23 protein-coding genes and 1 other RNA gene are annotated in these 26202 nt (G+C 68.3%); 12 read left to right on the top strand and 12 right to left on the bottom strand.

What is annotated here, in order from left to right; genetic code table 11:
* Position 1: 1 nt before the first annotated feature.
* Both M5E06_RS10700 and ffs read right to left on the bottom strand, forming a co-directional pair.
* Positions 2–1885 carry a DNA polymerase III subunit gamma/tau gene (locus M5E06_RS10700; protein ID WP_252138149.1) on the bottom strand — a complete coding sequence of 628 codons (1884 nt, stop codon included), beginning with the start codon at positions 1883–1885 and terminating at the stop codon, positions 2–4.
* 104 nt (positions 1886–1989) lie between these two features.
* Positions 1990–2087: signal recognition particle sRNA small type (gene ffs, locus M5E06_RS10695), an RNA gene on the bottom strand.
* Between the two features lie 150 nt (positions 2088–2237).
* Between ffs and M5E06_RS10690 the strand changes: the two genes are divergently transcribed.
* Positions 2238–3416 carry an AAA family ATPase gene (locus M5E06_RS10690; RefSeq protein ID WP_252138148.1) on the top strand — a complete coding sequence of 393 codons (1179 nt, stop codon included), beginning with the start codon at positions 2238–2240 and terminating at the stop codon, positions 3414–3416.
* Positions 3417–3479: 63 nt separating this feature from the next.
* Here the strand turns inward: M5E06_RS10690 and M5E06_RS10685 are convergent, their stop codons facing one another.
* Positions 3480–4673: a phosphoglycerate kinase gene (locus M5E06_RS10685; protein WP_252138147.1), complete on the bottom strand. Its 1194-nt coding sequence runs from the start codon at positions 4671–4673 to the stop codon at positions 3480–3482.
* Between the two features lie 305 nt (positions 4674–4978).
* Here M5E06_RS10685 and M5E06_RS10680 point away from each other — a divergent pair, with 305 nt between their 5' ends.
* Complete coding sequence (locus M5E06_RS10680) at positions 4979–6583, top strand: CYTH and CHAD domain-containing protein (RefSeq protein WP_252138146.1); 1605 nt, start codon at positions 4979–4981, stop codon at positions 6581–6583.
* Positions 6584–6594: 11 nt separating this feature from the next.
* The gene (locus M5E06_RS10675) at positions 6595–7218 is read left to right on the top strand and encodes a nucleotide-binding protein (protein ID WP_109152230.1); all 624 of its coding nucleotides are present in this window, start codon (positions 6595–6597) and stop codon (positions 7216–7218) included.
* 148 nt (positions 7219–7366) lie between these two features.
* Here M5E06_RS10675 and M5E06_RS10670 read toward each other — a convergent pair whose 3' ends face one another.
* The 3 genes from M5E06_RS10670 to M5E06_RS10660 all read right to left on the bottom strand — a co-directional run bounded on the left by M5E06_RS10670 (position 7367) and on the right by M5E06_RS10660 (position 10019).
* Complete coding sequence (locus M5E06_RS10670; protein WP_252138145.1) at positions 7367–8161, bottom strand: methyltransferase domain-containing protein; 795 nt, start codon at positions 8159–8161, stop codon at positions 7367–7369.
* Positions 8162–8241: 80 nt separating this feature from the next.
* Entirely contained in the window at positions 8242–8430 is a 189-nt protein-coding gene (locus M5E06_RS10665) for a hypothetical protein (protein ID WP_109152229.1), read from the bottom strand.
* A 119-nt stretch (positions 8431–8549) separates the two neighbouring features.
* Positions 8550–10019 carry a sensor histidine kinase gene (locus tag M5E06_RS10660; RefSeq protein WP_252138144.1) on the bottom strand — a complete coding sequence of 490 codons (1470 nt, stop codon included), beginning with the start codon at positions 10017–10019 and terminating at the stop codon, positions 8550–8552.
* A 130-nt stretch (positions 10020–10149) separates the two neighbouring features.
* Between M5E06_RS10660 and rfaE1 the strand changes: the two genes are divergently transcribed.
* From rfaE1 to M5E06_RS10645, 3 genes are all read left to right on the top strand, one after another.
* Positions 10150–11595, top strand: coding sequence for a D-glycero-beta-D-manno-heptose-7-phosphate kinase (gene rfaE1 / locus M5E06_RS10655; RefSeq protein WP_252138143.1), 1446 nt, complete (start codon positions 10150–10152; stop codon positions 11593–11595).
* A gap of 197 nt (positions 11596–11792) precedes the next feature.
* Entirely contained in the window at positions 11793–12002 is a 210-nt protein-coding gene (locus M5E06_RS10650; RefSeq protein WP_109052004.1) for a cold-shock protein, read from the top strand.
* A 148-nt stretch (positions 12003–12150) separates the two neighbouring features.
* The gene (locus M5E06_RS10645; protein ID WP_109152251.1) at positions 12151–12519 is read left to right on the top strand and encodes a DUF6481 family protein; all 369 of its coding nucleotides are present in this window, start codon (positions 12151–12153) and stop codon (positions 12517–12519) included.
* 178 nt (positions 12520–12697) lie between these two features.
* Here M5E06_RS10645 and M5E06_RS10640 read toward each other — a convergent pair whose 3' ends face one another.
* Positions 12698–12856, bottom strand: coding sequence for an entericidin A/B family lipoprotein (locus M5E06_RS10640; RefSeq protein ID WP_014248797.1), 159 nt, complete (start codon positions 12854–12856; stop codon positions 12698–12700).
* Between the two features lie 174 nt (positions 12857–13030).
* Here M5E06_RS10640 and M5E06_RS10635 point away from each other — a divergent pair, with 174 nt between their 5' ends.
* Complete coding sequence (locus M5E06_RS10635; protein ID WP_252138142.1) at positions 13031–13618, top strand: Uma2 family endonuclease; 588 nt, start codon at positions 13031–13033, stop codon at positions 13616–13618.
* 158 nt (positions 13619–13776) lie between these two features.
* A complete protein-coding gene (lpdA, locus tag M5E06_RS10630; RefSeq protein ID WP_252138141.1) occupies positions 13777–15174 on the top strand; it encodes a dihydrolipoyl dehydrogenase in 1398 nt (465 codons plus the stop codon).
* An 86-nt stretch (positions 15175–15260) separates the two neighbouring features.
* On the opposite strand, the gene M5E06_RS10625 is transcribed toward lpdA, so the two are convergent.
* From M5E06_RS10625 to fsa, 4 genes are all read right to left on the bottom strand, one after another.
* Positions 15261–17441, bottom strand: a complete 2181-nt coding sequence (locus tag M5E06_RS10625) for a methyl-accepting chemotaxis protein (RefSeq protein ID WP_252138140.1) — start codon at positions 17439–17441, stop codon at positions 15261–15263.
* A 308-nt stretch (positions 17442–17749) separates the two neighbouring features.
* On the bottom strand, positions 17750–18700 hold the full coding sequence (locus tag M5E06_RS10620) for a tyrosine recombinase XerC (RefSeq protein ID WP_252138139.1): 951 nt from the start codon (positions 18698–18700) through the stop codon (positions 17750–17752).
* Entirely contained in the window at positions 18697–19419 is a 723-nt protein-coding gene (locus tag M5E06_RS10615; protein ID WP_252138138.1) for a DUF484 family protein, read from the bottom strand. The genes M5E06_RS10620 and M5E06_RS10615 overlap by 4 nt, the downstream gene beginning before the upstream one ends.
* A gap of 17 nt (positions 19420–19436) precedes the next feature.
* Entirely contained in the window at positions 19437–20093 is a 657-nt protein-coding gene (fsa, locus tag M5E06_RS10610) for a fructose-6-phosphate aldolase (RefSeq protein ID WP_085090287.1), read from the bottom strand.
* Between the two features lie 195 nt (positions 20094–20288).
* On the opposite strand from fsa, the gene M5E06_RS10605 reads away from it, so the two are divergent.
* Positions 20289–22505 carry a primosomal protein N' gene (locus M5E06_RS10605; RefSeq protein WP_252138137.1) on the top strand — a complete coding sequence of 739 codons (2217 nt, stop codon included), beginning with the start codon at positions 20289–20291 and terminating at the stop codon, positions 22503–22505.
* Positions 22506–22692: 187 nt separating this feature from the next.
* On the top strand, positions 22693–23208 hold the full coding sequence (locus M5E06_RS10600) for a cache domain-containing protein (RefSeq protein ID WP_109075924.1): 516 nt from the start codon (positions 22693–22695) through the stop codon (positions 23206–23208).
* 97 nt (positions 23209–23305) lie between these two features.
* Here M5E06_RS10600 and M5E06_RS10595 read toward each other — a convergent pair whose 3' ends face one another.
* Positions 23306–23689: a hypothetical protein gene (locus M5E06_RS10595; protein ID WP_109075925.1), complete on the bottom strand. Its 384-nt coding sequence runs from the start codon at positions 23687–23689 to the stop codon at positions 23306–23308.
* A gap of 385 nt (positions 23690–24074) precedes the next feature.
* Here M5E06_RS10595 and M5E06_RS10590 point away from each other — a divergent pair, with 385 nt between their 5' ends.
* A complete protein-coding gene (locus M5E06_RS10590) occupies positions 24075–24644 on the top strand; it encodes a F0F1 ATP synthase subunit delta (protein WP_109075926.1) in 570 nt (189 codons plus the stop codon).
* Complete coding sequence (gene atpA, locus M5E06_RS10585; protein ID WP_109075927.1) at positions 24644–26173, top strand: F0F1 ATP synthase subunit alpha; 1530 nt, start codon at positions 24644–24646, stop codon at positions 26171–26173. The genes M5E06_RS10590 and atpA overlap by 1 nt, the downstream gene beginning before the upstream one ends.
* The last annotated feature ends 29 nt before the right edge of the window (positions 26174–26202 follow it).

Raw genomic sequence — 26202 nt, 5'->3', positions numbered from 1 at the left:
GTCAGTACTCTCCTTCGTCGTCGAGGGGGTAGTAGACCCCATCGTCCTGCTGCTGAACCATGAAATCGGGTGTCTCGCCGTCATCCGCAACCGCCGCGCTCTCCGCCGCGGCAACTTCGGCGAGGTCGCGGACGTCGATGATCTTCGCGCCGCTGAAGGCGTCGAGCACGGCGCGCACCACCGGGTTGGTTTCGGCCTCCGACCAGGCGCGGCGCTTCTCGGCCTTGTCCTGCTCCGCCAGCGTCGGCTGGGCCGGGCCTTCGGACAGGGCGACGATCCAGCGATGGCCGGTCCATTCGCTCAGGAATTGCCCAACCTTGGCCGGCAGGGTCGGCGGGGCGGCAGGGCGGAGCTTCAGCTCCAGCCGGCCCGGCTCCATGCGGACCAGTTGAACCGTCTCCATCATATAGCCGTAGAGCGCGCCCTCGCGCCGGTCGGAGAACAGCTGCACCAGCGCACGGAAGTCGTGCGGCATCGGCGACAGCTCTTCGCCGACCGGGGTGGCGGCGGGGGCGGCCTGCGCAACGGGAGCGCTCTGCGGTTGGGCCAAACCCATCGAACGGGCAACCGCGTGGGTGGTCTGGCTGGCGACCGCGACCGGTCCGCCGCCTCCGCCGGGGCCGCGGCCCATCGGTGCCCCCCCTCCAGCATTGCCACTGCCGCCATTGGCCTGTTGGGCCTGGAACTGGCGGATCAACTCGCCCGGAGTCGGCAGGTCAGCGGCGTAGGACAGGCGGACGATCACCATCTCCAGCGCCTGCTGTGGCACCGGGGCGGCCTGCACCTCGTTCAGCCCCTTCAACAGAAGCTGCCACGCGCGGGTCAGCGCCGGCATGCCGAGCTTGGTCGACAGGGCGAATCCGCGTGTGCGCTCCGCCTCCGGCAGGGACGGGTCGTTGGCGCTGTCGGGCACCACCTTCAGGCGGGTCAGATTGTGGACGAGGTCGAGCAGGTCCTGCAGGATCACCACCGGATCGGCGCCGACGCGGTGCAGGTCGGCCAGGATGTCCATCGCCTCGGCCGGACGGGCGGAGACGGCGGCCTCGAACAGGTCGATGACGCGGGTGCGGTCGGCCAGACCCAGCATGTCGCGCACCTGCTGCGCCGTGACGGTGCCGGCGGCCAGCGCGATGGCCTGATCGAGCAGCGACAGCCCGTCGCGCACCGACCCGTCGGCGGCCCGCGCGATCAGGGCGGCGGCGTCGCCCTCGATGTCGGCGCCCTCAAGGGCGGTGATGCGGGTGAAGTGCTCCTTCAACACCTGGGCGTCGACGCGGCGCAGGTCGAAGCGCTGGCAGCGCGACAGCACCGTGACCGGGACCTTGCGGATCTCGGTGGTGGCGAAGACGAACTTCACATGGCTCGGCGGTTCCTCAAGCGTCTTCAGGAGCGCGTTGAACGCGCTCTTCGACAGCATGTGGACCTCGTCGATGATGTAGAGCTTGTAGCGGGCCGAGACGGGCGAGTAGCGCACGCCGTCGATGATCTCGCGGATGTCGTCGACGCCGGTGTGGCTGGCGGCGTCCATCTCCATCACGTCGACGTGGCGATCCTCGGCGATGGCGCGGCAATTGTCGCAGACGCCGCAGGGGCTGACCGTCGGCCCGCCGGTGCCGTCCGGGCCGGTGCAGTTCAGCGCGCGGGCGATGATGCGGGCGGTGGTGGTCTTGCCGACGCCGCGCACGCCGGTCAGCATGAAGGCCTGGGCGATGCGGCCGGACTGGATGGCGTTGGTCAGGGTGCGGACCAGCGCATCCTGCCCGATCAGCTCGTCGAAGGTCTTCGGCCGGTATTTGCGCGCGAGCACCCGGTAAGCCTGCCCGGTGGTGGGGGAGGCGGGAGCGGCGGTGATTTCGGCGGCAGAAACGGCAGTGGTATCGGTCACGCGGCTGGCCTGTCGAAACGACGGGAGGGGAATTTCGGGCCGCAGGATAGCGTCCCGGCGCCGCGCTGTCGCCGTCTGTTTCGTGCTGGCAATTTTCGGATGGGGTGGGAGACTGGACGAACGACCCGAGCCGTAACTCGTTGCGGCTGCTTCCTTCCGGACCTGACCGGGTTGGCGAGGGACTCGTCCGACGCCAGCCTCCCGCCGCTGTTATGGGCATTTGTCCGGGCGGATGCAAGGGGAAACGGTTGGTGTGCGGGGGTCGTTACGCAGTCCGCAACGGACTATTGACGATTATTTTTCAGACTATAAATTATGGTCTGGAATATAATTGTTCCTAATGAGGCCGCCCGTGCCGTCCGCCCCCACCTCCACGCCTGCGCAGAAGTTCCTGTTCCACCGGCCGAAGCTGGCGGCGTCGCTGGCCGACATTGTGACCGGGGACGCGCCGATCGGGGCGGAGCCGACGCTGTGTCTGGCGGCGCCGCGGCGCACCGGGAAGAGCACCTTCCTGCGCCATGACCTGGGGCCGGAACTGGAGAACCGCGGGATTCTGGCGGTCTATGTCGATCTGTGGTCGGACATGGCGGCCGATCCGGCGCATCTGATCGCGGAGGCGCTGAAGACCGAGCTTCGCCGGGCCGACAGTCTCCCGGTGAAGGCGGCGCGGGCGGTTGGCCTCAGCAAATTGGGTATGGGCGGCGTCTCTGTCGATATCGACCGGATCGGACAGGCGCAGGGGACCACGCTGGCTGACGCGCTGGAAGCCCTGCTTGAGCGGACCCATAAGCGCATCGCCCTGCTGGTGGACGAGGCACAGCACGCGCTGACGACAGAGGCCGGGCTGAACGCCATGTTCGCGCTGAAGGCGGCGCGCGACCGGCTGAACACCCGGGACGATGCCCGCGACGGGCCGAACCTGATGATCGTGCTGACCGGATCTCACCGCGACAAGCTGAGCCGGCTGGTGCTGAACCGCGACCAGCCCTTTTTCGGGACGAGCGTGCGCAGTTTTCCGCTGCTCGACCGCACCTATACCGATGCCTATACGGCCTGGATCAACGACCGGCTGGCCGAGGGCAACCGGTTCGATGCGGACGATGTCTTCGCGGCTTTCGACGCGGTGGGACGGCAGCCGGAAAAGCTGATGAGGATTCTATCGGATGCGGCGCTGCTGGTCGGCGATGCCGGCGATCTGAAACGGGCGCTGGCGGATGGCGCGACCGAGCTTCGCCAGCGGGTGTGGGACGATTACGAGAATGCATGGTCGGGGCTGTCGCCGTTACAGCAGGCGGTGGTCGAGCGGCTGGCGGTGGAGGGGCCGCAATCCGCCCCCTTTTCCGCCCCGGCGCTGCAGGCCTATGCCGACGTGGTCGGCGAAGCGGTGGAGCCGCCAGCCGTGCAGGCGGCCATCGAGGCGCTGCGGCAGAAGAACATCCTGTGGCGGACGGCGCGTGGGCAGTATGCGCTCGACGATCAGGGGATGGCGGAGTGGCTGAAGCTGCGGTCCGACGGGGCTGGACAGGGGTGACAAAACAAAAAGGCTCCGGGCCGAAACCCGGAGCCTTTTTCGTTCGCGATCCCGTGGAACCGCTTACTTCTTCAGCGCCGCAACGCCCGGCAGTTCCTTGCCTTCCAGCCATTCCAGGAAGGCGCCGCCGGCGGCGGACACGTAGGTGAACTTGTCCTCGACCCCGGCATGGGCCATCGCCGCCACGGTGTCGCCGCCGCCGGCGACCGACAGCAGGCCGCCCGATTCGGTGCGGGCGGCGACCAGACCGGCAACAGCGTTGGTGCCGGCGTCGAAGGGCTGGATCTCGAAGGCGCCGAGCGGGCCGTTCCACACGACGGTCTTGGCGCCCTGCAGCTTCACGCCCAGGAACTCGACGGTGGCCGGGCCGATGTCGAGGGCCATTTCATCGGAACCGATGGCGTCGAAGGCGACGACGCGGTTGGCGGCGCCGGCCTTGAACTCCTTGGCGACGACGAAGTCCTTCGGCAGCAGGATCTCGCAGTTGGCTTCCTTGGCGGTCGCCATGATGGCGCGGGCCTGGTCGGCCATGTCCTTCTCGCACAGCGAGGCGCCGACGTCGGTGCCCTGGGCGAACAGGAAGGTGTTGGCCATGCCGCCGCCCAGCACCAGCAGGTCCACCTTGCGGACCATGTTGCCGAGCAGCTCCAGCTTGGTGGAGATCTTCGCACCGCCGACGACGGCGGCCACGGGGCGCTCCGGCTTCTCCAGCGCCAGCGTCAGGGCCTTCAGCTCGGCTTCCATCAGGCGGCCGGCGGCGCTGGGCAGCAGGCGGGCAACGCCCTCGGTCGAGGCATGGGCACGGTGGGCGGCGGAGAAGGCGTCGTTGACGTAGAGATCGCCCAGTTCGGCCATCTGCTTGGCGAAAGCCGGGTCGTTCTTTTCCTCTTCGGCGTGGAAGCGGGTGTTCTCCAGCAGCACGATGGCGCCGCCATGCACCTTGGCGATGGCCTCCTTGGCCTTCTCGCCGACGCAATCCTCGGCGAAGGCGACCTTCTGGCCGACGGCGGCGCTGAGCGCGTCCAGCACGTTGCGGAGCGAGTTCTTGGCGTCCGGGCCGTTCTTCGGGCGACCGAAATGCGACAGGACCACGACCTTGGCGCCCTTGGAGGACAGCTCCTTCAGGGTGGGGGCGAGGCGGTCGATGCGGGTGGTGTCGGACACCTTGCCGTCCTGCATCGGAACGTTCAGGTCGGCGCGGACCAGCACCGTCTTGCCGCTCACCTCGAGGTCGTCGATCGTGTTGAAATCGGTCATCGTCACACTTCCCCAGATTATGGCCCTTCCCCATCGGGACAGGCCGTTTCGATTTCGGGGAACCCAACCACAGCCCTGCACGCTTTGCAACGCCCCAAGGGTGGGGTGAAATGGGGCATAATGACCCTGCAACCGCATGCTCGATGCGCCGTTCCGGTTGCTCCTGAACGGGCCGGGATGCAGGGGCCGGGGGTACCGCAACCGCAGGCTCCTGCAACATTTCCGTAACTTGACCCTGTCCATAGGCTGTGCAAACACCCAACTGTAGGCCAGTGGGCCGCAAAACGGGGGTTGAAGCGCAGGCGATGGCTGAGGCCGAGATCAACCGCGAGACGGAACTGAAGCTGGCGGCGAAGCCGGAAGACTTCGACAGGCTGCGCGCCGCTTCCGCCATCGCAGACCGGGCCACCGGCCCGGCGGCGACACGGACCCTGGAAAGCACCTATTACGACACCGAGGACCGCCGGCTCGCCGCGCGGAAGGTGACGCTGCGGGTGCGCAAGACCGGCGACGGCTTCGTCCAGACGGTCAAGTCCGCACCGGACGAGGACGGGCTGGGGCGCGGCGAGTGGGAATGCGCGGTGACCTCCGCCACACCCGACCTGACGCTGATCGCCGACGGCGCCGCCATCGAGCTGCTGGGGTCGCTCAGCGACAGGGAGCTGCGGCCGGTCTTCACCTCCATCGTCGAACGGACCACGCAGGATGTGGCGCTGGGCGACGGCGACGACTCGACCCTGATCGAGGTCGCCTTCGACCGCGGCCGGATCGAACTGCCCGACGGGCAATCCCGCGACCTGTGCGAGGTCGAACTCGAACTGAAAAGCGGGACGCCCGCCGCGCTCTACGATCTGGCGCAGGAGCTGACCAAGTCCGCCCCGCTGCGGCTGGAGATGCGGACCAAGGCGGAACGCGGCCATGCGCTGGCCAACGGCGGCGCCGACAAGGCGCTGAAGGCGGAAAAGCTGCTGCTCGACCCCGAGACGACGGTGGAGGGGGCGGTGGCCCGCATCGTCCGCGCCTGCCTCGCCCACATGGTGGCGAACGAGGCGGTGACGCTGGCCGGCGAGGACCCGGAGGGCGTGCACCAGATGCGCGTCGCGCTGCGCCGGCTGCGTTCGGCAACCGCGCTGTTCCGGCCCTTCATTCCGGCCGCGCAATATCTGTGGCTGGTCGGCGAGATTAAATGGCTGGCCGGCAGCCTGGGGCCGGCGCGCGACTGGGACGTGTTCGGCGAGGAGCTGCTGGCCCCGGTGCGCGACGCCTTCCACAAGGCCGACGGCCATGGCCGCTCGGCGGTGGAGGATCTCGACACACTGGCGGCGGCGGCCGAGGCCAAGCGGCTGCGCGCCTATGAGGGCGTGCGCGAGGCGATCCGGTCGGAGCGCTACACCGCCTTCCTGCTGGGCGTCGGCAGCTGGGTGGAGAAGCGCGGCTGGCGCGACCAGCCGGTCAGCGAGGAATCGGTGCGGCTGTTCCAGCCGGTGATCGGGCTGGCCGACCATCTGCTGAACAAGCGCCACAAGAAGGCCAAGCGGGCTGGCCACGGCTTCGCCCATCTGCCGGTGGCCCAGCGCCACCAGCTGCGCATCGCCTTGAAGAAGCTGCGCTATGCGGTGGAGTTCTTCCGCAGCCTGTATGACGACAAGCCGGTGCGCCGCTACATCCAGCAGCTTGCCGCCCTGCAGGATGCGCTGGGGCATCTGAACGACGTGGCGACGGCGACGCGGCTTCTGCACGAACTGCACGACGACGGCAGTCGCTCGGCCCCCGGCGAGCCGCGCGCCGCCGGCATCGTCATCGGCTGGCATGCCCGCGGGGTGGCCGACACCGAGGGGGCGCTGGTCGCCCTGTGGCATGATTTCATCGACACCAAGCATTTCTGGTCGAAGCCGGACGCCGCGGTGTAGAGTCCACGGCCATGCTCACGATCCTCGTCGCCAACATCAAGGGCGGCTGCGGCAAGACGACCGTCGCCACCCACCTCGCCGCCGCGTCCGCCGTGGCGGGCCTGCCCACCGTGCTGGCCGACGTCGACCGTCAGCGCTCCTCGCTCGGCTGGCTGGAGCGCCGGCCGGAGAAGGCGCCGCTGCTGGTCGGGCTCGATTGGGCCAAGGACTTCACCGACACGCCGCGCGGGACCAAGCGGCTGGTCATCGACGCGCCCGCCGCGCTGAAGACCAAGCAGATCGAGGATCTGGTGAAGATGGCCGACGTCGTCGTGCTGCCGGTGCTGCCCGGCGCCTTCGACGAGCAGGCGACCCAGCGCTTCCTCACCAAGCTGGACGAGTTGAAGCGGATCGCCAAGAAGAAGACCATTGTGGCGGTGGTCGGCAACCGCATGCGCGCCCGCACCAAGGCCGCCGACCGGCTCGACCGCTTCCTGGGCGGCGTCGGCCATCAAGTGGTGACCCGGCTGCGCGACAGCCAAATCTATGCCGACGCGGCGGAAAGCGGCCTCAGCCTGTTTGACATGCCGGGCAAGCGCGCCGCCGAGCATCGCGGCGACTGGCAGCCGCTGCTGAGCTATATCGACGGGGTTTGAAAGCGGGGCGGGTTGCGTCGCCCCCTCCCTCCCACGGCTCCGCCGCGGGTCCCTCCCTCCCCCGCCTTCGGCGGGAGAGGGTAAGATTGCGGCAGTCCCCTCTCCCTCGAAGAGGGGGAGGGTTAGGGCGGGGGCCGCACGCCCCCCCCTACACCCGCACCACCATGAACAGCCACTTGGTCGGGATCAGCGCGTTGCCGCTGGAATGTTCGGGATAGGCGACCTCCAGCCGGCGGCGGTAGGCGGCGAGGAAGCGGTCGAGTTCCGGGCCGGTCAGGCGGTCCATCACCGGGACCAGCGCCGACTGATGCAGCCATTGCAGAAGCGGCACGTCGCCGTCCAGTGCGTGGAAATACTCGGTCTCCCACAGATCGATGGCGGCGGCCTGGGGGCTCAGCCAGTCATAGTAATCCTGCGGGCCATAGCTCCGGCCGCCGCTTGGCGGGGCGGCGGGCCAGGCGCCGTGCAGCCGGTCGGACCAGGGGCCGTCGGCGGCGGTTTCCAGCAGCAGGCGGTGGGCGGTCTGGTCCTGCGGGCGGGGCAGGGCGACGGCGAGGACCCCGCCGGGGCCGAGCGCTTGCAGCAGGTCGGGGAACAGCCGCTCGTGCCCGGCGACATGCTGCAATCCACTGGCGGAGATGACGAGATCCGCCGGCCAGTGCGGGCGCCAGACGGTCAGATCGGCCTGCTGGTAGCGCACGCGCGACGGTGTGTCGGCGGCCCAGCGCAACATCGCCGGGGAGTGGTCGACCGCCAGCACCTCGGCCAGCGGCCAGCGCGCCGCCAGCAGCCGGGACAGCTGACCGGCGCCGCAGCCGAGATCGACGATGGTGTTCGGCGCCAGGGAGAAGGGAAGCGCCGCCGTCAGGTCCATGACGGGACGACGGCGCAGGACGTCAATCGTCGCGAAGGCGTTGGGGTCCCATGCCATGTTCAGAGCCATGTGGCACCCGCTTGTGTTGGGCGCCTGCCCTCCGGGGTCTTTCACCCGGCCATCGCGTTACCGGTCGCTTGTGCGGACGGTCAGTGGGCGGAGCCCGTGCGGTCGAAATAGCGGCCGATCGACGCGAAGATGAAGAGCACGCAGCCGAGGAAAACGATCAGACCGCCGGCCGCGAAGGCTTCGTCCGCCGCGCGCGAGGAGGCGAGCAGGCCGACGAAGGCCATGATGCCGGCGAGGATGGGGTTGATCCAGAAGGAGAAGGCTTTCACGTCCCGGAGTCCTTTCAGAACAAGGCGTTGTCAGGGTGGATGCGCCCGCATCCCGCCCCGCCGGGCTGCCCGCGAACGCTTCGCTGTTGAAGGAATTCTGCGGGAGGGAGCCCGCGGAATCAATGCGACACAAACGACTTGTGCCCTGCAACAGCTACAGGATCGGTGTCCTCGTTGCATTGCGGTATGTCAAGGGCGAAGGCCGTTCCTTCGGCGCCGCTCTCCACCAGCCTGAGATCGCCGCCATGGGCGCGCAGCACCTCGCGCGCGATGGCGAGGCCGAGGCCGATCCCGCCGGCCCGCGCCGATCCGGCGAAGGGCTGGAACAGGTTTTCCCGCGCGCGAGGGGCGAGGCCGGGGCCGTTGTCGGCGATGGTCAGGGTCAGCGCGCCCGCGCGCCCGGCCTGGGCGGAGAGACGCACCCGGTCGGCGCCGGCCTGCACCGCGTTGCGGCCGAGATTGACCAGGGCGCGGCCGAGTTGGGCGGCATCGACCTGGGCCAGGGTGCCGGCGGGGATGTCGTTGATCCACGCCGCCTCCACCCGGCTGCCGTCGGGGCGGGCGGTGGCGAGCACCTCGGCCCCCGCCTCCTCGGCCAGCCGGTGCAGATCGGTGGGCGCAGGGGTGAGCGGCAGGACGCCGTCGCGGGTGAAGGACAGGGTCTGGCTGCACAGCTCCACCGCGCGGTCGAGCGAGGCGACCAGCCGCGGCGTCACCCGCCGCACCTCCGGGTCGGCGCTCTCGGTCAGCCGCTCCGACAGGAGGGAGGCGGTGGAGAGGATGCCGCGCAGGTCGTGGTTGATCTTCGCCACGGCGGTGCCCAGCGTGGCGAGCCGTTCGCGCTGGCGCAACGCCGCGCGCACCGTGCCCTGCATGGCGGCAAGCTCGCGCTCCGCCACGCCGATCTCGTCGCTGCGGCTGCCGGGCACCAGCGGCGGGGCGCCGTCGGGATCGCGGCGGAAGGCGACGACCTCCGCGGTCAGGCGGCGCATCGGCCGCACCAGCAGGGCATGCAGCGTGAGATAGACCAGGATCGCCGCGATCAGCGAGATGGCCACCGACACCGCCAGGATGCGGCGGGAGAAGTCCAGCATGGCGTCGATCAGCGGCCGTTCGTCCATCGTCACCTCGACCCGCTGGGCCGGGTCGTTGGGCGAGCGGTCGATCACCCGGATCACGCGGTCGCGCTGCGGTTCGAAGAGGCCCTCCAAGGCGAGCCACAGGGCGTTGCCGGCATCGACGAACTGCATGCCCATGCCGGTGCCGCGCAGGTCGTACACCGCATCGACCCGCGGCGGCATCGGGCTGGACAGCATGTAGACGCGGGCGCCGGGCTGGATCAGGTCGATGACGTGGGTGCCGGTGTAGGCCAGCAGCTTCGCCTGAAGTTCCTTGGTCACCATCAGGTCGGGGGCGGCCTCCACCGACAAGGCCGCGATGTGGGCGGCGGCCAGCCGCTCCTCCAGGTAGCTCATGCGGAAGCGGGCGATGGAGGGGGCGTAGATCAGCACCTCCGCCAGCAGCACGAACAGGATGGTGAGCAGCAGAAGCTTGGCCGACAGGCTGGTCGCGACGGTGGGGCGGGGCATGCGGGGGACCAGCGGGGATGGGAGGTGGTGTTGCCGGAACGCCATCCTACGACGGTGACAAACGAGCGTCACCCCTGCGAAGACGCCGATGCGCTGGCATTACCGCTTTGGCGTTGGTAAGACAGGCGCCATGAGCGACCTTGCCCGTCACATCGACACCCTGTCGCGCGCCAACGTACTGTGCCTTGGCGACGTGATGCTCGACCGTTTCGTCTATGGTTCGGTGGACCGGGTATCGCCGGAGGCGCCGATCCCCGTCCTGCGCGTGGACCGCGACGTGCCCAAGCTGGGCGGCGCCGGCAATGTCGCCGCCAATCTGGTGGCGCTGGAGGCGGACTGCCGCTTCGTCTCGGTGGTGGGGCGCGACGGCATCGGCAGCGATCTGCTGGCCCTGCTGCGGCGCGAGGGCGTCAGCGACGGCGCCATCGTGATGGAGGAGGGGCGCCAGACCACGGTCAAGACACGCTTCATCGCCGGCCAGCAGCAGCTTCTGCGCACCGACATCGAGACGGTGGTGCCGATCACCGTCGCCGACCGCGTGCTGGAGCGCGTGCGCGACCTGCTGCCCGAGGTGGGCGGCGTCATCCTGTCCGACTACGGCAAGGGCGTGCTGACCGACGAGCTGGTGGTGGCGGTGATCGCCGCCGCGCGGGAGACTGGGCGCACCGTCGTGGTGGACCCGAAGGGGCGCGACTACCGCCGCTATCGCGGCGCCGACATCGTCACGCCCAACCGCAAGGAGCTGATGGAGGCCACCGGCCTGCCGGCCCGCACGGACGAGGAGGTGATCGCCGCCGCGCGTCACCTGATCGCCACCTGCGGCATCGGCGCCGTCGTCGCCACCCGCAGTGAACAGGGCATGTCGGTGGTGACGGCCGAGGACGCGGTGCATCTGCCGGCCGAGGCGCGGGAGGTGTTCGACGTGTCGGGCGCCGGCGACACGGTGGTGGCGACGCTGACCGCCGCGCTGTCGGTGGGGATCGATCTGGTCGATTCGGCGCGGCTGGCCAACCTGGCGGCCGGTATCGTGGTGGGCAAGGTCGGCACGGCGGTGGTCCGTTCGGCCGAGCTGCTGTCCGGCCTGCACGAGCAGCAATGGCGCCATGGCGAGGAAAAGGTGCTGACCCGCGACGCCGCGGCGGAACGGGCGGAGCGCTGGCGGCTGCGCGGCAAGCGGGTGGGCTTCACCAACGGCTGCTTCGACCTGCTGCACCCCGGCCACATCTCGCTGCTGAAACAGGCCCGCGCGGCCTGCGACGTGCTGGTGGTCGGGCTGAACAGCGATGCGTCGGTGAAGCGGCTGAAGGGCGACAGCCGCCCGGTGCAGAACGAGACGGCGCGCGCCACTGTGCTGGCGTCGCTGGGCTGCGTCGATCTGGTGGTGATCTTCGGCGAGGATACGCCGGAAACGCTGATCCACGCCCTGCGCCCCGACGTGCTGGTGAAGGGAGCCGACTACACCATCGCCACGGTGGTGGGGGCCGATTTTGTCCAGAGCTATGGCGGGAAAGTGGTGCTGGCCGAACTGGTGCAGGGCCAGAGCACGACCAACACCATCAAGCGCATGAAGGGCTGAGACAATCGCACGTGCATCGGCGGCGAGTGTCGATTGTCGCTTGTAAGCTGCCGATGCATGCCCCATCTGTGGGTGGTCGACGTTGCTCTGGGCTTTGTTATTCTGATCCGTCACGCGGATCTGGGTCTCTTCCCCGAAGTGAAATTGATGCGCCTGCGCAAACTCGCGCGGCGCAACGCCAGGAAGGGAACTGACCCATGGCTATCGGAACCGTCAAGTTTTTCAACTCCACCAAGGGCTTCGGCTTCATTCAGCCGGAAGACGGCACGGCCGACGTGTTCGTCCACATTTCCGCCGTCGAGCGCGCCGGGATCAGCAATCTCGGTGAAGGCCAGAAGCTGTCCTTCGACGCGATCCGCGATCCGCGCCGCGGCAAGGTTGCGGCCGAGAACCTCCGCGCTCTCTGAGCGCAGCAGGTTCGAAGAGAAAGGGCGGCTCCGGCCGCCTTTTTTTGTACCCGCCCCCTCGGTTGAGGATGCCCGGCCCGACCGGCCCCCTGATCTTCCCGAAGATAATCTTCCCGAGGGTACGGCGAAATTCACGAAATGGATGAACATGAACGGCTTTAAGAATGCAGGGCTTTCGGAGCGTCTGAGCGCGGCTGCCGGCGCGAAGAAGGCACTGCTGGACAAGTTCAAGGCGCAACCCGGTGTGAACGATCCGGTCTTCCTGGAGCGCGAAGAGGCCCGGCGGGCCGTCCGCGTCGCCCGTGAGGCCCGCGAGGCCGAACGCAATGCGGCGCGCGAAGCCCGCAAGGCCGCCGAACAGGAAGCGCTGCAGGCGGAACAGGCTGAGCGGGCCGCCCGCGAGGCGCTGGCCGCCCAGGAGATCGCCGAACAGGCCAAGCGCCAGGTGGCGACGGCAGCCGAGGCGAAAGCCGCCCGCGACGCCCGTTATGCGGCGCGCAAGGCCCGGAGCCGCTGACCCGCATCGCGGGATGCCGGAGTCGACGTGACGCGCCGCTCCGGCCGTCAAACCAAAACAGCCATGGAGCCTGATGCGGTCGATCCGAACCGCATCAGGCTCCATGGCTGTTTTGTTGGTGGCTGTCTTGTCGTCGGCCTTGGAAGGATGGATTTCCAAGGCCGAGCCGACTGCGGACTTACATCTTCTTCTGGACGTTGTCGGCGCCCCGTTCGATGGCGCGGCCACCGGCCTGAACGTCCTGGCCGGCGCCCTCCATGGTGTTGCAGGCGGCCAGCGTGGTGCCCAGCAGCGTGCCCAGGACGGCGAGCAGGGCGAACTTCTTGACGGTGGTCATGGTGGTCTCCGTTGCGGTGGCTGTGTGATGCCGATGGGAACGCAAGCGGGGCCGTAAAGGTTTCCGGATTCGAAAGGGGAGGGGGCTTGCGCAAAGGTGGTGCCCTTCGCTTCGGCATGGGAATGGATTACATTGGGGCTGTTGCCGAACGTCCCGTCCGGACCGGAGACCGCCATGCCGCTCGCCCGCCGCTTCACCCCGCTGACGACCGTCGATGAATTCCTGGCGATGGAGTTCCGGGATGATGCCCGGTATGAACTCGTCGATGGCGAAATTGTCGGGCAGGCACACCCGAGCCCCGCACACAGCACCTTGCAGATCGCTTTGGGCGCCGCGTTGCGCGATGCCCTGCGGGAGAAAGGCAAGCGTGACGGAAGCCGTTGCCGGGCTTTGTCGGAGGCCGGCGTCCGTCCGCATTTCGACCCGACGCACAATTACCGCGTCGCCGACCTTGCCGTGACCTGCGAGCCGTTCGATCCGGAGATCCCCTACACCACCGCCCCGGTGCTGCTGGTGGAAATTCTGTCGCCGACCGAGGAGAAGGCGCAGCGGGCCAAGCTGCACGTCTATGCCGCCATGCCGTCGGTGCGGGAGATCCTGTTCCTCGACTCCCGGACCATCCGGGCGGAACTGCACCGCCGCGATTCGGACAATCTCTGGCCCGCCGCGCCCGAGGTGCTGGAGGAGGACGGGCGGCTGGTGCTGGAAACCGCCGGCCTCGACATGCCGCTGGCGGAGCTGTACCGCGACCTCGGGTTCTGACCTCCTTCATTGGGCAACCCTGCATCCAGAGACGAAGTGTCCCGTTGCCACGGGGCGTGAGCGCGGGCATAAATCGCCCCGCGGAATATCTCGCGGCCCTCCCCGCTGGACGGGACGGCTTTTGGCAACGAGCAAGAATGGCGAAAGGAAAGCCTCTCATGGCTGAAAGCACTTTTGACGTCGTTGTGATCGGCGGCGGTCCCGGCGGGTATGTCTGCGCGATCCGCGCGGCGCAGCTCGGCTTCAAGGTTGCCTGCGTGGAAAAGCGCGGGACGCTGGGCGGCACCTGCCTGAACGTCGGCTGCATCCCGTCCAAGGCTCTGCTGGCGGCGTCGGAGAAGTTCGAGGAAGCGGCCCATGGCCTTGCCAAGTTCGGCATCAAGGTCGGCAGCGTCGACCTGGACCTGCCCGGCATGCTGGCCCACAAGGACAAGGTCGTTAAGGACAACGTCGGCGGCATCGAGTTCCTGTTCAAGAAGAACAAGGTCGCCTGGCTGAAGGGCGCCGGCAAGATCACCGCCCCGAACACCGTCGAGGTCGAAGGCGTCGGCACCATCACCGCGTCGAAGGCGATCGTCATCGCCACCGGTTCGGACGTGACCCCGCTGCCGGGCATCGCCATCGACGAGAAGCGCGTGGTGTCCTCCACCGGCGCCCTGTCGCTGCCGGAGGTGCCGAAGCATCTGGTCGTCATCGGCGGCGGCGTGATCGGCCTGGAGCTTGGCTCCGTCTGGGGCCGCCTGGGCGCCAAGGTGACGGTGGTCGAGTATCTCGACCGCGTGCTGCCGACGATGGACAACGAGCTGTCGAAGCAGGCCCAGCGCATCTTCGCCAAGCAGGGCATGGACTTCAAGCTGAGCACCAAGGTGACCGGCGCGTCGGTGACCGAGACCGGTGTCACCCTGACGGTCGAGCCCGCCGCCGGCGGCGCGGCCCAGACCATCGAGGCCGACACCGTGCTGGTCGCCATCGGCCGCCGCCCCTACACCGAAGGCCTCGGCCTGGAGGCGGTGGGCGTCGAGCTGGAGCGCGGCCGCGTCAAGATCGACGGCCATTTCCAGACCAACGTGCCGGGCATCTACGCCATCGGCGACGTGGTCGAAGGCCCGATGCTGGCCCACAAGGCCGAGGAAGAGGGCGTGGCGCTGGCCGAGCAGCTGGCCGGCCAGAAGAGCCACGTCAACCACGACCTCGTCCCCGGCGTCGTCTACACCTGGCCGGAAGTCGCCGCCGTCGGCAAGACCGAGGAGCAGCTGAAGGCCGCAGGCGTCGCCTACAAGTCGGGCAAGTTCCCGTTCACCGCCAACGGCCGCGCCCGTGCCGGCGGGAACACCGACGGTTTCGTGAAGATCCTGTCGGATGCCTCCACCGATCAGGTGCTGGGCGTCCACATGATCGGCCCGAACGTGTCGGAGATGATCGGCGAGCTGGTGCTGGCCATGGAGTTCAGCGCGTCGGCCGAGGACGTCGCCCGCACCTGCCACGCCCATCCGACTTTGTCGGAAGCGGTCAAGGAAGCGGCGCTGGCGGTGGACGGTCGTCCGCTGCACATCTGATCGACGGCCCGCGAGGGCCATCAAACGAAAGGCTCCCCCACCGTTTGGCGGGGGAGCCTTTTTCGTTGTGGCGCCCGTGCCGCCGGTCAGGCCGCGCGGATGGTCGACAGGAAGCCGTTCACCACGCTGCGCAGGCGACCGGCGTCGCCGGCGAGTTGGCCGGAGACCGACAGGACGGTCTCGGCGGAATGGCCGGCCTCGACCGCGGCGCTGCGGACGTCGGCGATGGTCTTGGTCACCTCCTGGGTGCCGCTGGCGGCCTGTTGGACGTTGCGGGCGATCTCGGCGGTGGCGGAGCCCTGTTCCTCCACCGCGGCAGCGATGGCGGTGGAGATCTCGTCGATCTGGGCGATGATGCCGCCGATGCCCTTGATCGCGCTGGCGGTCTCGTCGGTGACGCGCTGCATGCCGGTGACGTGGCCGGCGATCTCCTCCGTCGCGCGGGCGGTCTGGCTGGCGAGGCTCTTCACCTCCTGCGCCACCACGGCGAAGCCCTTGCCGGCCTCTCCGGCGCGGGCGGCCTCGATGGTCGCGTTCAGGGCCAGCAGGTTGGTCTGGCTGGCGATGTCCTGAATCAGTTGCACCACGGTGCCGATCTTCTCCGCCGCCTCGGTCAGGCTGAGCACCTGCCCGTTGGCCTGCTGGGCCGCCTCCACCGCCTCGCGGGCGATCTGGGCGGAGCGGTTGACCTGCTCGCCGATCTCCTGGATCGAGGAAGACAGCTGCTCGGTCGCGCTGGCGACGGTCTGCACGTTGCTGCTGGCATCCTGCGAGGCGTTGGCGACGACGCCGGCCTGCTGGCTGGTCTGGGTCGCGGTGGCGGTCATGGTCTGGGCGGTGCCGGTCATCGACTGGGCGGCGCGGTCGACGCCGTCCACCACATTCATCACCTGGGCTTCCAGAGTGTCGGCCAGTTGCAGCATGGCCTTGCGGCGTTCGGCGTCGGCCTTGGCCTGATCCTCGGCCCGCTGGTCGATCATCCGCTTCAGGTCGGCCAGCATCTTGCGCAGGGCGTCGGCGAGCGCGCCGACTTCGTCGGCCTGCCGGATATCCAGCGTCTGGTCGAAGCGGCCGGCGGCGATGCCCTCGGCGAAGGCGACGCTGGCGCGGATCGGCCGGGCGACGCCGCCGGCGACCACCCACATCACCGCCACCGCGCCAAGGGCGACCAGGGCGCCGACGGTGATCTGCCACAGGATGCTGGAGTTGGCGCGCTCGCCCAGTTCAGAGGCCAGGGCCATGCTGTCGGCCAGCACGATGTCCTTCGGCACCTGGACCAGCACGGCCCACGGCTTTTCGGTGTTGCCGAGCGTGATGGGAGCGAAGGCACGCAGCATGTTGGTGGAGGCTTCGATGTCGACATGCGGCTTGCCGGTCTGGACACTGGTCAGATCGTCCCGCCACGAGGCATCGAAGGTGGAGATCGACTGGCCGATCAGGTCGGGCCGCGCGCTGTGGGCGACGATCAGGCCCATGTTGCTGATGATGACCACCTGGCTGCGGCCGTTGAAGACGGCGGCGCTGACCTTGGTCGACAGTTGCTGCACGAAATCGAGGTTGAAGTCGGCGCCAGCCACGCCGCGGAACTTGCCGCCGATGACCACAGGCACCGACAGGGTCGCCAGGAACACCTGCTTGCCCTGCACGATGTAGGGCAGGGGGTCGAGCACGCTTTCGCGTCCGTTCTCCTGCGGGCCGATGTACCAGCCGCCCTTCATCACGCCATTGGGATGCCGGTCGCGGCTGTCATACTCCACCAGCGGCTGCATGGCGATGCGGCCGTTCTGGTCGCGGTTCCAATAGGGGATGAAGCGGCCGGTGGCGTCGGTGCCGGCTTCGCGGTGGTTGCGGAACTCCTCGTCCCGGCCGTCGAGCGCGTCTGGCTCCCACGCCGAATAGGTGCCGTTGAACAGCGGGTTGTTTTTCAGAACCGACAGCAGAACGCCGTTGAAGGCCTCGCGCCGCTTTTCCGGCGGGACGTGGCCGGGCGCCCCGTCGTCGGCGAGGCTGGCGAAGCTGCTGGCCATCGTCCGTGCGGCGTTCAGCGCGGTGTCGAATTCCGACCGCAGCAGGCCGGCCTGGGTGGCCGCGAGATTCTGCAGGGATTCCGTCGTCTTGCTTTCGATGATCCGTTCGACGTTGCCGGTCACGAACTCGTTGCTGGAGCGCGTCGACAGGACGGCGAAGCCGACGAGCACGGCGACGGTGCCTGCCAGGCACAAGCCCGACAGCATCGCGATCTTCGATTGGATTGATCTTATTTGCATGGTGTTTCCCCAGCATGAATCACACGCTGGAAGCACTGTGGAATTTGCCCCTTAACGAATGGTGAAGCCTGGATAAGGGTTAGAATACGGCCTTTGATGCGAAAGTATTACGGTTGCGGGGCATTGCTTCACTATTTGCGACTGATTCTAACGTCCATGGGAAAATCCGGGAATGTATTTTCATTTCCCGACAACAGACGGATTGTTGCGAGATTGCATTCCATGCGCGAAGTCTCCGCCGACATCTGCGACGGGAATCGGTGTGAATATCCCGATATGCTTGGCTCGATTGTGGAGACCGGTCCCAATCAGCCCTTGCGCGCCCGAGGATGGGCATTGCGGTACACGTTCATCAGTTGCTCGTTCTCGACGTCCGTGTAACGCTGGGTTGTGGAGAGCGAGGCGTGGCCGAGCAGGTCCTGGATGGCGCGCAGGTCGCCGCCGTCCGCCAAAAGATGGGTCGCGAAACTATGCCGCAGGGCGTGCGGAGTGGCGCTGTCGGGCATGCCCATCAGGGCGCGCAGCTTCTGCATCTGATGCTGGGCGACGCTGGCGTTCAGCCGGCCACCGCGGGTGCCGACGAACAGCGGGCCATCGGGGGCCAGCGTGAAGGGGCACGATTCGATATAGGCGCGCACCGCCTCCGTCACCGCCGGCAGGACGGGGATCATGCGGTCCTTGCGGCCCTTGCCGGTGACGCGCAGCGTGTCGGTCAGCGGCGCGTCCTTTCGGGCCAGACCCAGCGCTTCGGAAATGCGCAGGCCGCAGCCGTAGAGCAGGGTGAACAGGGCGCGGTCGCGCTTGCCGATCCAGGGCTCGTCGCGATCGCGCTCGGCCTCCTCCAGCAGGCGGTCGGCGTCGATCTCCGTCAGCGGGCGCGGGGCGGGGCGCTTGACCTTGGGCGTGGCCAGCGTGGCGACGGCGGGGTTGTGCAGCCGGCCGCTGCGGTCCAGCCAGCGGAACAGGTTGCGCACCGCCGCCAGCTTGCGCGCGCGGCTGGCCCCGACCAGACCGTCCATCGCCAACCTGGACATCCAGGCGCGGAAATCCGCCGCCTTCAGGTCGCCCAGGTTGTTCAGCGAGGGCGGCGAGCCGCCGCGGAATTCGGTGAGGAAGCGCAGGAACTCCCCCACGTCGGCGGTGTAGGCCGACAGGGTGTGGCGGGACACCGCCTTCTCGCTCTCCATCCAGCGCCGCCAGTGGGCCAGCACGTCCTGAACGTCGGGCTTGGCGGAAAACCCCAGAACAGGTTCGGTCACGCCGGCAGCTCCAGCCAGCCGCGGATCACCCGCTCGATGACGCGGGCAAGGAAGCCGACCAGTTCGGTGCCTTGGCCGGTGTGGAAGGTGTCGGGCTCGCGGCTGCCGAAAGCGAGCAGGCCGTCGGGCGTCTCGCTGGAAACCTGGATGCGGATCAGCGCCTCCGACCGGACCAGGCCGGCGCCGGGGCCGTAGATCTCGGGATCGCCCTGGATGTCGGTGTTCAGCACCACGTCGGCGCGGCCCAGCCGCTCGGCGATGGCGCCCGGCTCCACCACCCGCACGCCGGAACGGTGGACGTGGGGAATGTCGCTGCCGTTGGATTCGATGACCAGACAGGCGACGTCGAGGTCGAGAAGGACCGCGAGGTCGGTGGTGATGGTCTGGATCAGCTGCTCGAAGCTCTGGGCGTCGAGCAGGAACAGGACCGCGGCATGGATGCGGTTCTGGCTGTTCAGGTTGGCCCGGCTGGTGCCGATCAGCTCGCGCTGCTGGTCCTTGAGGGTGCGGACCTCGGCGCGCAGCCGGTCGACCATAAAGGCCTGGAGGTCCACCACCCCACGCCCGCGGTCGACCGACGGCGGGGTCAGGTGGTGGACCAGATCGGCGTTCTGGGCCAGGAAGTCCGGGTGGGTCCGCAGATAGGCGCGCACATCCTCCGAAGAGAGCGTCGACGCCTGGCGCGGGGGGTGGCCCGGTTCGCGGCCCCTGTCGGCCATGATCGCTCCGGCCCGCCTTACAGGATCGACTGGCCGGTCTTCTTCCAGTCATCGACGAACTGGGAGAGACCCTTGTCGGTCAGCGGGTGGTTGAACAGCTGCTTCAGCACCGACGCCGGCGCGGTCACGACATGGGCGCCCAGACGGGCGGCCTTGACGATGTGCATCGGGTTGCGGATCGAGGCGACCAGCACCTCGGTCTTGAAGGCGTCGTAGTTGTTATAGATCTCGCAGATGTCCTTGATGATGCCCATACCATCCTGGCCGATGTCGTCCAGGCGGCCGACGAAGGGCGACACGAAGCTGGCGCCGGCCTTGGCCGCCAGGATCGCCTGGGCGGGGGAGAAGCACAGCGTGACGTTGACCATCGTGCCTTCGGACGAGATGATCTTGCAGACCTTCAGGCCGGCCGGGGTCAGCGGCACCTTCACCGCGACGCGGTGGGAGATCTTGGCGATCTTGTGGGCTTCGGCGAGCATGGTCTCGAAGTCGGTGGACGCCACCTCGGCGCTGACCGGACCGTTGACGACGTCGCAAATCTCGGCCACGAGGTCGAGGAATTGACGGCCGGACTTGGCGATCAGGGAGGGGTTGGTGGTAACACCGTCCAGCAGACCGGTATCGGCCAGATCGCGGATCTCGGCGATGTCGGCGGTGTCGACGAAGAACTTCATGACGAAGGGTCCATGCTTGCTGATGTTGACCGGAACCGGCCGCGCCGGAAAGCTGACCGACGCGCCGTCCCGCCCGGTGCCCGGGACATGAGGCCACTCTAGCCGATGCGTTCGACTTCCGCCAGTTCCGCCCCGGGCTTTCAGGGGGATCTTCTTGGGGACACGCCCGAAACGGGGCAGCCCGAAGGCGATTTGGTGCGTGAAACCACCGATTCCCCGGCGAAGCCGCAGCCTCGCGGGTCGGACCGCCGCGTCGCCGTCCTGCTGCCGCTGCCGCTGCGCGAGGTCTATGACTATCGCGTGCCGGACGGGATGGAGCTGGTTCCCGGCGATTTCGTCGAGGTGCCGCTGGGGCCGCGCCGGGTGATCGGCGTCGTCTGGGGGCCCGGCGCCGGGACGCTGGAGTCCGGCCGGCTGAAGGCGGTGGTGCGCCGGTTTGACGTGCCGCCGATGACCGAGGTCGGCCGCCGCTTCGTCGAATGGGTCGCCGCCTACACCATGACGCCGCCGGGCTTCGTCCTGCGCATGGCGGTCAGCGTGCCGGCGGCGCTGGAGCCGCCCAAGCCGATGCTGGCCTATCTGCGCAAGCAGGGGGCGGAGCCGCCGCCCGGCTTCAAGATGACCGATCCGCGCAAGCGCATCCTGGCGTTGCTGGAGGATGGGCCTCCCCGCACCCCGGCGGAACTGGCGGAGGAGGCCGGCTGCGGCGTGACGGTGGTACGCGGGCTGGCCGAGGCCGGGCTGCTGGAACCGGTGATGCTGCACCCGACCCGGCTCGGCCGGCCCGACTGGCGCCGGCCCGGACCCAGCCTGTCGGCCGACCAGCGGGCGGCGGCCGACGATCTGCGCGCCCGGGTGGCATCCGGCAGCTATTCCACCGTGCTGCTCGACGGCGTCACCGGGTCGGGCAAGACGGAGGTCTATTACGAGGCGATCTCGGCGGCGTTGGAGCAGGGCAAACAGGCGCTGGTGCTGCTGCCGGAGATCGCACTGTCGGCACAGTGGCTCGACCGCTTCGCCCGCCGCTTCGGCGCGCCGCCGGCGGAATGGCATTCGGAGCTGACCGGGGGGCAGCGCCGCGACACCTGGCGCGCGGTGTCCAAGGGCGAGGTGCCGGTGGTGGTGGGGGCGCGGTCGGCGCTGTTCCTGCCCTACCCGGATCTGGGTGTCATCATCGTCGATGAGGAGCACGACTCCGCCTACAAGCAGGAGGAGGGGGCGATCTACCACGCCCGCGACATGGCGGTGGCGCGGGCGCATCTGGGCGGCTTGCCCATCGTGCTGGTCTCCGCCACGCCGTCGCTGGAGACCAAGGTGAATGCCGACAGCCACCGCTATGCGCGCATCGAGCTGCCGGCCCGCCATGGCGGTGCGGTGCTGCCCGACGTCGAACTGATCGACCTGCGGCGCGACCGTCCTCCCGCCCGGCACTGGCTGGCGCCCAGCCTGCGCAAGGCGCTGACCGACACGCTGGCGGCGGGCGAGCAGGCGATGCTGTTCCTGAACCGCCGTGGCTATGCCCCGCTGACCCTGTGCCGCGCCTGCGGCCACCGCATGCAATGCCCGAACTGCACGGCGTGGCTGGTCGAACACCGGCTCGCCCGCAAGCTGCAATGCCACCATTGCGGCCTGCAGCAGCCCTTGCCCCATGCCTGCCCGGAATGCGGGGAGGAGGGGACGATGGCCGCCTGCGGTCCCGGCGTGGAGCGCATCGCCGAGGAGGTGGCGGAGCTGTTCCCCGACGCCCGCGCCGCCATCATGGCGTCCGACACCCTGCACGGTCCGCGCGCCATCCAGGAGATGGTGGAGAGCATCGGCCGGCACGAGCTGGACATCATCATCGGCACGCAGGTGATGGCGAAGGGCCATCATTTCCCGATGCTGACGCTGGTGGGGGTGGTCGATGCCGATCTGGGGCTGAACGGCGGCGACCTGCGGGCGGCGGAGCGCACCTATCAGCTGCTGCATCAGGTCGCCGGGCGCGCCGGGCGCGGCGAGCGGCCGGGGCGGGTGATGCTGCAGACCTTCATGCCCGAACATCCGGTGATGCAGGCGCTGGCCGCCGGCGACCGCGACGGCTTCTATCAGCTGGAGGCCGAGATGCGGCTGGAGGCCGGCATGCCGCCCTTCGGCCGGCTGGCAGCGCTGATCGTGTCGGGCGAGGATCCGACGCTGGTGGAGCGGGTGGCGATGGCGCTGGGCAGGGCCGCACCGCGCAGCGACTCGGTCCATATCTTGGGGCCGGCCCCGGCACCGCTGGCCCTGCTGCGCGGACGGCATCGCCGCCGCCTGCTGCTGAAGGCGCCGCGCAGCACCCAGGTGCAGCCGCTGATCGCGGAGTGGCTGGACAGGGTGGAGATCCCGCCGGCCATCCGGGTGCAGATCGATGTCGACCCCTATAGCTTCCTTTAAGGGGCGTTAGCGTCGGCAGGGCAGGCTGCGGCGAATTGACACGATCCGGTCGCGGCAGGGGTTCGACATGGCACCTGTGACGTTTGGTCCATTGCGCGGCGTGGAGCATGGTATTACCACGGTCGGGATGGTTCCGAATCCAAACTTCCTTCCCGGACCCAAACGTCACAGGCACAGGTTCAGGCTGATGGTCGGCATGATCTCCAAGCTTCGTCTGCGCGTTCAGCGGCAAACCCTGCTGACCGTGCTGCCGGTTCTTCTGCTGCTGGTGGTCATCGCCTTTGCCGCCGGCGCCCCGGCCCGCACCCGCGGCACCGATGCCGAAGCGCTGACCATGATCGACCGCGCCGAGCAGTTGCTGGAGCGGATCGGTCCGGACGCGGCGGCCGAAGCCTTTGTCGCCCATGATAGCGCTTTCACCGACCGCGACCTCTACCCGATGCTGCTGGACGACACCGGCGTGATGGTCGCCCATGGCTGGACCGCGACGCTGAACGGGTCGAACCTGAAGGAGCTGCGCGACGTCGATGGCAAGCCCTTCATCCGCGAGGCGCTGGACGGGGTGGCGCGCGCCGGCCGCACCGACGTCACCTATCAATGGATCGACCCGCTGACCGGGCAGGTTGCGCGCAAGACGATGCACGCCCGCCGTCTGGTTCTGAACGGCAAGCCCTACATGCTGGCGGTCGGGGTCTATCGTTGAGGCTTTTATGAAACTGCTGCGGCGGGATGCCGCAGGTCGCTTTTTTACATGGTGAAAATTACCGCGGCCAAATCCAAGGGACCAAACCCAAGGAAGGTCAGGGCGACCGCGGCCGGCGCGGGCGCCAGATAGACAGGCATTCGGCGGCGTTGTCACCGGCCCCGATGCCGTACCAGCCCGAGCGGTCGTGGAAGGACAGGCTGTAGCGGCCCTTGGCGTCGCGTTCGAAGCGGAAGACCGGACGGTCGACTTCCGGCAGCAGCACCAGAAGCCGGTCGTGGGTGCGCCCCGACTCGCGCAGCACGCCGACCCAATGCCCGTCGCGAATCTTCGGTTCGGCCACGGCGGCGAAGGCGTCCAGATCGTCCGGGGTAAAGCGGGCGCGGCTGAACTGGATGACGTTGGGCGCGCGCTCCTCCAGCCGGGAGCCGGCGCCGGCGTCGGTGTCCGCAGGGGTGTCGGTCGTCGGCAGGATGGTCATGGCGGATAAGGCCTCTGGTCTCTCGGGACCGGCTGCGGCGGGGCAAAACGACAGGAATCCCAAGGTCGGATCGGCCGCCCGCACGGTTCCGGCCGACCGTGGATCAGATTGGTTAACCTTGAATTAAACCGGGAATAGGGCCACATCGAAGTCACAGCCGGTATGACCAGTCGAGCGTTGCCCGAGTCCTCGGCGAACGCAGTTGCGACCAATGATTCCGCAGTTGCTCAAAACGCCGCAGCCAAATTGTCCAGACCCCGTTGCGTGGTGGCGATTCCTGTGATATTGGACCGCTCGCTTTCGCGGCCGGGGTGTTTGTGCCTCGGGTTGACACCCTATAAGGCCGCCGAATTCACCGTCTACCGAACTCAATTCGAGGGATCAGGTGGCATCCGAAGGAACAGGCGTATCCGAACTCGCCGCGCGTTACTCCACCGCGCTGTTCGAGCTTGCGGACGAAAATCAGGCGTTGGACACGGTCGCGAGCGATCTGGCCACGCTGAAGCAGATCCTGGCCGAGAGCGCTGACCTCCGTCGCCTCGTCCGCAGCCCCGTCATCAGCCGCGCCGATCAGGGCAAGGCCATGGCCGCTGTCCTGGACAGCGCCGGCGTGTCCGATCTGACCAAGCGCTTCATCGGGCTGGTGGCGGCCAACCGCCGCCTGTTCTCGATCGACGGCATGATCGAAGGCTTCCTGGCCGAGCTGGCCCGGCGCCGCGGCGAGGTCACGGCGCAGGTCACGACGGCCCAGCCGCTGAACGACGCCCAGCGCGACGCCGTCATCGACGCGCTCAAGGCGTCCATCGGTTCCAAGGTGTTGGTGAACACCTCCGTCGATCCGGAGCTGATCGGCGGCATGATCGTTAAGTTCGGCTCGCGCATGGTCGATACCTCGGTGCGCACGAAGCTGAACAAATTGCAACTCGCCATGAAGGCCTCAGGGGGATCAGTCTGATGGATATCCGCGCCGCAGAAATCTCTGCGATCCTCAAGCAGCAGATCGCGAATTTCGGGACCGAGGCGGATGTCGCCGAGGTTGGTCAGGTCCTGTCGGTGGGTGACGGCGTCGCCCGCGTGCACGGCCTGGACAACGTCCGCGCCGGCGAAATGGTCGAGTTCCCGGGTGGCCTGCAGGGCATGGCGCTGAACCTCGAGACCGACAATGTCGGTATCGTGATCTTCGGCGACGACCGCGGCATCAAGGAAGGCGACACCGTCAAGCGCACCGGCACCATCGTCGACGTTCCGGTCGGCCGTGGCCTGCTGGGCCGCGTGGTCGACGGCCTCGGCAACCCGATCGACGGCAAGGGTCCGCTGGTCGACGTCGAGCGCAAGCGCGTCGAGGTGAAGGCCCCCGGCATCATCCCGCGCAAGTCGGTGCACGAGCCGATGCAGACCGGCCTGAAGGCCGTCGACAGCCTGGTTCCGATCGGGCGCGGCCAGCGCGAGCTGATCATCGGTGACCGTCAGACCGGCAAGACCGCCGTCGTCATCGACACCTTCCTGAACCAGAAGCCGATCAACCAGGGCGACGACGAGAGCAAGAAGCTCTACTGCATCTACGTCGCCGTCGGCCAGAAGCGCTCCACCGTCGCCCAGATCGTCAAGACCCTGGAAGACGCCGGCGCCATGGAATACTCCATCGTCGTCGCCGCCACCGCGTCGGAGCCGGCTCCGCTGCAGTTCCTGGCGCCGTACACCGGCTGCACGATGGGCGAGTATTTCCGCGACAACGGCATGCACGCCCTGATCGTGTACGACGATCTGTCCAAGCAGGCCGTCGCCTACCGCCAGATGTCGCTGCTGCTCCGCCGTCCGCCGGGCCGCGAAGCCTATCCGGGCGACGTGTTCTACCTCCACAGCCGCCTGCTGGAGCGCGCCGCCAAGATGGGCGACGCCCATGGCAACGGCTCGCTGACCGCCCTGCCGGTCATCGAGACCCAGGCCGGCGACGTGTCCGCCTACATCCCGACCAACGTGATCTCGATCACCGACGGTCAGATCTTCCTGGAAACCGGCCTGTTCTATAAGGGCATCCGCCCCGCCATCAACGTCGGTCTGTCGGTGAGCCGCGTCGGTTCCGCCGCCCAGATCAAGGCGATGAAGCAGGTCGCCGGCACCATCAAGATGGAACTCGCGCAGTACCGCGAGATGGCCGCCTTCGCCCAGTTCGCCTCGGACCTCGACGCCTCGACCCAGCGCCTGCTGGCCCGCGGCGCCCGTCTGACCGAGCTGCTGAAGCAGGGCCAGTTCCAGCCGCTGCCCGTCGAAGAGCAGGTCGTTTCGATCTTCGCCGGCGTGAAGGGCTACCTGGACGCCATCCGCGTCGAGGACGTGAACCGCTTCGAGGCCAAGTTCCTGTCGGAAATCCGCGCCAAGGGCGCCGATATCCTGGCGGCGATCCGCACCGACAAGCAGATCACCTCGGCGACCGAAGAGAAGCTGAAGGCGTTCCTCGACGGCTTCGCCAAGGTCTTCGCCTGACCGACCGCGCGCGGGGGCGGGAAACCGCC

The organism is Azospirillum sp. A1-3 (assembly GCF_023806445.1).
Lineage (GTDB): Bacteria > Pseudomonadota > Alphaproteobacteria > Azospirillales > Azospirillaceae > Azospirillum.
The sequence above is the reverse complement of the archived record's forward strand: the minus strand, read 5'-3'. Positions and strand labels throughout refer to the sequence as shown.